At 69.4% G+C, this 5,335-nt stretch carries 5 protein-coding genes; all 5 read left to right on the top strand.

Features of this window, described 5'->3' with window-relative positions; genetic code table 11:
• The first annotated feature begins 474 nt into the window (after positions 1-474).
• Positions 475-2,217: an arginine--tRNA ligase gene (argS, locus tag HC022_RS18510; RefSeq protein ID WP_040384354.1), complete on the top strand. Its 1,743-nt coding sequence runs from the start codon at positions 475-477 to the stop codon at positions 2,215-2,217.
• Between the two features lie 82 nt (positions 2,218-2,299).
• Positions 2,300-3,346 (top strand): SPOR domain-containing protein, encoded by a 1,047-nt coding sequence (locus tag HC022_RS18505; RefSeq protein ID WP_008885240.1) that lies wholly within the window; start codon positions 2,300-2,302, stop codon positions 3,344-3,346.
• Positions 3,343-4,347 (top strand): glycoside hydrolase family 3 protein, encoded by a 1,005-nt coding sequence (locus tag HC022_RS18500; protein WP_167453406.1) that lies wholly within the window; start codon positions 3,343-3,345, stop codon positions 4,345-4,347. The genes HC022_RS18505 and HC022_RS18500 overlap by 4 nt, the downstream gene beginning before the upstream one ends.
• Before the next feature lie 2 nt (positions 4,348-4,349).
• On the top strand, positions 4,350-5,153 hold the full coding sequence (locus HC022_RS18495; protein WP_040383988.1) for a ScpA family protein: 804 nt from the start codon (positions 4,350-4,352) through the stop codon (positions 5,151-5,153).
• On the top strand, positions 5,140-5,335 hold a 196-nt coding region (locus tag HC022_RS18490; protein ID WP_217704038.1), incomplete at its 3' end, for a hypothetical protein. The genes HC022_RS18495 and HC022_RS18490, both read left to right, overlap by 14 nt.

Below are 5,335 nucleotides of genomic sequence, written 5' to 3'. Positions count from 1 at the left end.
CGGCCCGCCTTGCGGGGCGGCGGGGACGCCCCTCCGGCCGGACCGACAGAGCCGCCAGGAGAGCTGTCCGACACGCCGCCACACAGGATGCGGCCCGTCCCTTGCCGGGAACGGGCCGCGAGAAGCCTCTGCTTCCACTGGCACGGTCATCGGCGTCCCCGCCTGTACCGTGTCACCACCATCCCGCATCAACCTTAATGCTTCGTTACCGCGCTCAGTCCAGGTGCCCCGTCCCCGCGACCGTGCCCTGTCCGCCCGGTTATCGTGGGCTCTTCGCGAGGCGGCCGCGCTCCACCTCGCCCCTGGACGCTCGGCGCCAGACGACCAAGCCCCTGTCCTCCAGTGGCCCCAAATATCCCGGGGGAGCCGAAGGCGGGGGCAGAGCCCCCACTGCATCGTCTCCGCCCGTGCAACGCTCCCCATTTGACCCCGTCCGCCGAAGTGATACAGGAGGCGCGACCGTATGGAGACGCAATGAACCTCTTCACCGACATTCGCGCGCTTGTCCTGCAGGCGATCGAGGCGCTGCAAGCCGAGGGCATCCTGCCCGAAGGGCTCAACACCGCCCCCGTGACGGTGGAGCCCCCGCGAGACCCGCTGCACGGCGACATGGCGACCAACGCCGCGATGGTGCTGGCCAAGCCCGCCAAGGCCAGGCCGCGCGACATCGCCGAGGCGCTGGCGGCGAAGATCGGCGCCGACGACCGCATCGTGGCCGCCGAGGTGGCAGGCCCCGGCTTCCTCAACCTGCGGCTTGCGCCCTCGGTCTGGCAGGCGCTGCCCGGCGCGGTGCTGACGCAGGGCACCGATTTCGGCCGCTCCGACATGGGGCAGGGCGCCAGGATCAACGTGGAATACGTCTCGGCCAACCCGACCGGGCCGCTGCACGTGGGCCACACCCGCGGCGCGGTCTTCGGCGATGCGCTGGCAAGCCTGCTGGACTTCGCCGGCTACGACGTCACCCGTGAATACTACATCAACGACGGCGGCGCTCAGGTCGACGTGCTGGCGCGCTCGGTCTACCTCCGCTACCTCGAGGCGCTTGGCCACGAAGTCGAGTTCGCCGACGGCACCTATCCCGGCGATTACCTGATCCCGGTGGGCGAGATGCTCGCCGCGCGGGTCGGTGAGCAATACGTCGACCAGCCAGAAGAGGTCTGGCTTGAGGAGATCCGCAACTTCGCCACCGACGAGATGATGAAGCTGATCCGCGAGGACCTGAAGCTGCTCGGCGTCGAGATGGACCATTTCTTCTCGGAGAAATCGCTCTACGGCACCGGCAGGATCGAGGCTGCGATCGAGAGCCTTGATGCCAAGGGCCTGATCTACCGCGGCGTGCTCGAGCCGCCGAAGGGCAAGACCCCCGAGGACTGGGAGCCGCGCGAGCAGACCCTCTTCAAGTCGACCGAGCACGGCGACGACGTCGACCGCCCGATCAAGAAGTCGGACGGCGCCTGGACCTATTTCGCCCCGGACATCGCCTATCATTACGACAAGGTGAGCCGCGGCTTCGACCAGCTGATCGACGTCTTCGGCGCCGACCACGGCGGTTACGTCAAGCGGATGAAGGCGGCGGTCTCGGCGCTCTCGGACGGCAAGACGCCGCTCGACATCAAACTCATCCAGCTGGTGAAGCTCTTCAAGAACGGCGAGCCCTTCAAAATGTCCAAGCGGGCAGGGACCTTCGTGACCCTGCGCGACGTGGTCGAGGAAGTCGGCCCCGACGTGACCCGCTTCGTCATGCTGACGCGCAAGAACGACGCCTCGCTCGACTTCGACTTTGCCAAGGCTGTCGAGCAGTCCAAGGAGAACCCGGTGTTCTACGTGCAATACGCGCACGCCCGGATCTGCTCGGTCATGCGCAAGGCGGTGGAGCAGGGGATCGACGTCTCGGACGCGGCGCTCGCCAGGGCGGATCTGACCGCGCTCGACCACGAGGCCGAGCTCGGGCTGATGAAGAAGGTGGCCGAATGGCCGCGTCTCGTCGAGATCGCCGCCAAGGGTCACGAGCCGCACAAGGTGGCGATCTGGCTCAACGAACTGGCCTCGGAGCTGCACGGTCTGTGGAACCGCGGCCACGACGAGCCGGGCCTGCGCTTCCTGCAGGACGATGCCGAAACCAGCCAGCGCAAAATCGCTCTCGCCCGATCCGTCGCGGTTGTCATTTCCGCGGGTCTTGGTATCTTGGGCGTAACCCCGGCGGAAGAAATGCGCTGAGCCAGAACGCCGCGCCGCCCCGGGGATGACGGGCAGAGCAGATTGCCGTGGCGCGTAAACGCCGCGGGGCAGCGAGGCAAGAATGGCAGATTTCACCTATGACGGCCCTGCCGATGTGCGGGAGCCGGCGGGTCGCCGGGTCGCGAATGTCGCCAACTGGGCCGGTGCGGCGGTATCCCTTGCGCTGGTGGTGGGCGTCGGGATCTGGGGCTACAAGCTCCTCGTCCGCGACGTGACCGGCATTCCGGTGGTGCAGGCCATGGAAGGCCCGATGCGCGTTGCGCCCGAGGATCCGGGCGGCACGCTCGCCGATCACCAGGGGCTTGCGGTCAACGACGTGGCCGGAACCGGCACCGCGACGCCGGTGCCCGACCGGCTCATGCTGGCGCCGGTGCAGGCGGGACTGACCGACGACGACCTGCCTGCCGAGGAACTGGCCGCACTGCTGGCCCCCGTGCCCGAACCCGTCATCGAGGAAGAACCCGAGATGCTTGCCGAGGGCGAGGCCGAGGACATCGACGAGGTGCTGGGCGACGCCGCGGCCGAAGCTGCCATGCTCGCCGAGCAGGAGGGGCTCGACCCCATCGAGGCGCTCGCCAACCAGATCGCCGCCGACACGGTGCCCTTCACCGAGATGGAGCAGGACGGCGACCCCGAGGTGCTGACCTCGGTCTCCGACCGTGCCGAAGCCGATGAACCCAGCGCCGCCGAACAGCTCGCAGCCCTGCGCGCGGCGCCTCCGGGCGCGCTCGTGCGCTCGCTGCGGCCGCTGCAGCGCCCGACGGCGCTGACCACCGAAAACGCCGCCGCCGCCACGCTTGCCGGAGAGGAAGAGACCAGCGAGGTGACCAACGAGGTCGACCCCTCGACCCTGCCCGCGGGCACACGGCTGGCGCAGCTCGGCGCTTATGACAGCCCCGAGACCGCGCGCTCCGAATGGGAGCGCTTCTCGACCCGCTTCGGCGAGTTCATGGCCGGCAAGGACCGGGTGATCGAACGCGCCACCTCGGGCGGGCGGGTGTTCTACCGCCTGCGCGCCGCGGGCTTCGAGGACCTCTCCGCCGCCCGCCGCTTCTGCGCGGCCTTCGTCGCCGAGAACGCCGACTGCATCCCGGTGACCACGCGGTGAGCCAACATTTCGGAGCGGCGATCCTCGCGCCGCAGGGCCTGCGGCTGACCGCGGGCGAGAAGGACTTTTTTGCAGATGCCAACCCGTTTGGCTTCATCCTCTTCGCGCGCAACCTCGACACGCCGGAGCAGATCCGCGCGCTCAACGCCGAGTTGCGCGACACCGTGGGCCGCGACGCGCCGGTCTTCATCGACCAGGAGGGCGGCCGGGTGCAGCGCCTGCGCGCGCCGCTGGCCACCGACTGGCTGCCGCCGCTCGACGACGTGGCGCTGTTCGGCGAGGCCGCCGTCGAGGCCATGCGCCTGCGCTTCCAGATCACCGCGCTCGAGCTGCACAGCTACGGCATCGACGGCAACTGCGCTCCGATGCTCGACGTGGCGCGGGCTGAAACCCATGCCTTCCTGCGCAACCGCTGCTATGGCGAGACCCCGGACCGGGTCTCCGAGATCGGTCTCGCGGTGGCGCGGGGGCTGATGCAGGGCGGCGTCCTGCCGGTCATCAAGCATCTGCCCGGCCACGGTCTGGCGCAGCTCGACAGCCATCTCGACCTGCCGCGCGTCTCCGCCCCGCGCGAAGAGCTCGACCGTGTCGATTTCGAGGCCTTCCGCGCGTTCCATGACCTGCCGCTGGGGATGACCGCGCATCTCGTGTACGAGGGGCTGAACCAGCAGCCCGCGACCGTGGACCCCGCGATGATCCGCCTGATCCGCGAGGACATCGGCTTCACCGGCTTCCTGATGACCGACGACATCTCGATGGAGGCGCTGTCGGGCACCATCGCCGAACGGGCGCGGGGCTCCATCGCGGCCGGCTGCGACTGCGTGCTGCACTGCAATGGCGAGATGCCCGAGATGGTGGCGCTCATGCACGAGGCGGGCGAGATGAGCGATGCGGCGCAGGCCCGGGCCGAGTCGGCACTGGCCGCGCGCACCGCCCCTGCCGATGTTGACATCGAGGCCCTCAGGGCCGAACGTGAGGCCCTTCTGGCCGGACGCCCCTGATCATGAGCGACAATACGGACAGCAATGTGGAGGCGCTCAGCGTCGCCGAGCGCCTTGCCGCCGAGGCGCTCATTGTCGACGTGGACGGCTTCGAGGGCCCGCTCGACCTTCTTCTGACGCTCTCGCGCACCCAGAAGGTGGACCTGCGCAAGATCTCGGTGCTCGAACTCGCGCGGCAGTACCTCGCCTTCGTCGAGAAGGCCAAGGAGCTGCGCATCGAGCTTGCCGCCGATTACCTGGTGATGGCCGCCTGGCTCGCGTTCCTGAAATCGCGGCTGCTGCTGCCGCCGGATCCGACCGAGGACGGCCCTTCGGGCGAGGAACTGGCGGCGCACCTCGCCTTCCAGCTTGAACGGCTGCAGGCGATGCGCGACGCGGCGGCGCGTCTGATGGCGCGAGACCGGCTGGGGCGCGACTTCTTCGCCCGCGGGCTGCCCGAGGGCGTCGAGCGCGTGCGCCGGGTGCAGTATTCCGCGACGCTTCTCGACCTGATGCAGGGCTACGCGCGGATCCGCACCCGCGACGAGTTCCGGCCCTTCGTCATGGACCGCGAGAGCGTCTACACCATGGAACAGGCGCTGGACCGCATGCGCGGACTCATCGGTTTCGCCGGTCAGTGGACCGACATCGCGTCGTGGCTGCCCGACGGCTGGGACGCTGACCCGGTGAAGTGGCGGTCGGCCACGGCGGCGACCTTCGCGGCCTCGCTGGAGCTGGTCAAGGAAGGCCACGCCGAGATCCGCCAATCCGAGAGCTTCGCGCCGATCCAGCTGCGCAAACGGGAGACACGGCATGACCGAGACTGACGAGACCGGCGCCTCCGAAAACGTGACGAACGCGGCCAAAGCCGGCGCTCCGGAGAGCGGGACCAGGACGGCCGAGGCCGGGACGACGAAGGCCGGCGCAACCGGGACAGGCACGCCGGGGGCCGGCGCAGGTGTTCCCGACCCGGAGACCGAGCCGGAGACCGGGACGCCCGAGGCGGCCG

It is taken from the genome of Salipiger sp. HF18 (assembly GCF_011806505.1).
Classification (GTDB): Bacteria; Pseudomonadota; Alphaproteobacteria; order Rhodobacterales; family Rhodobacteraceae; genus Salipiger; species Salipiger thiooxidans.
This window is presented reverse-complemented; position numbering and strand designations above follow the sequence as displayed.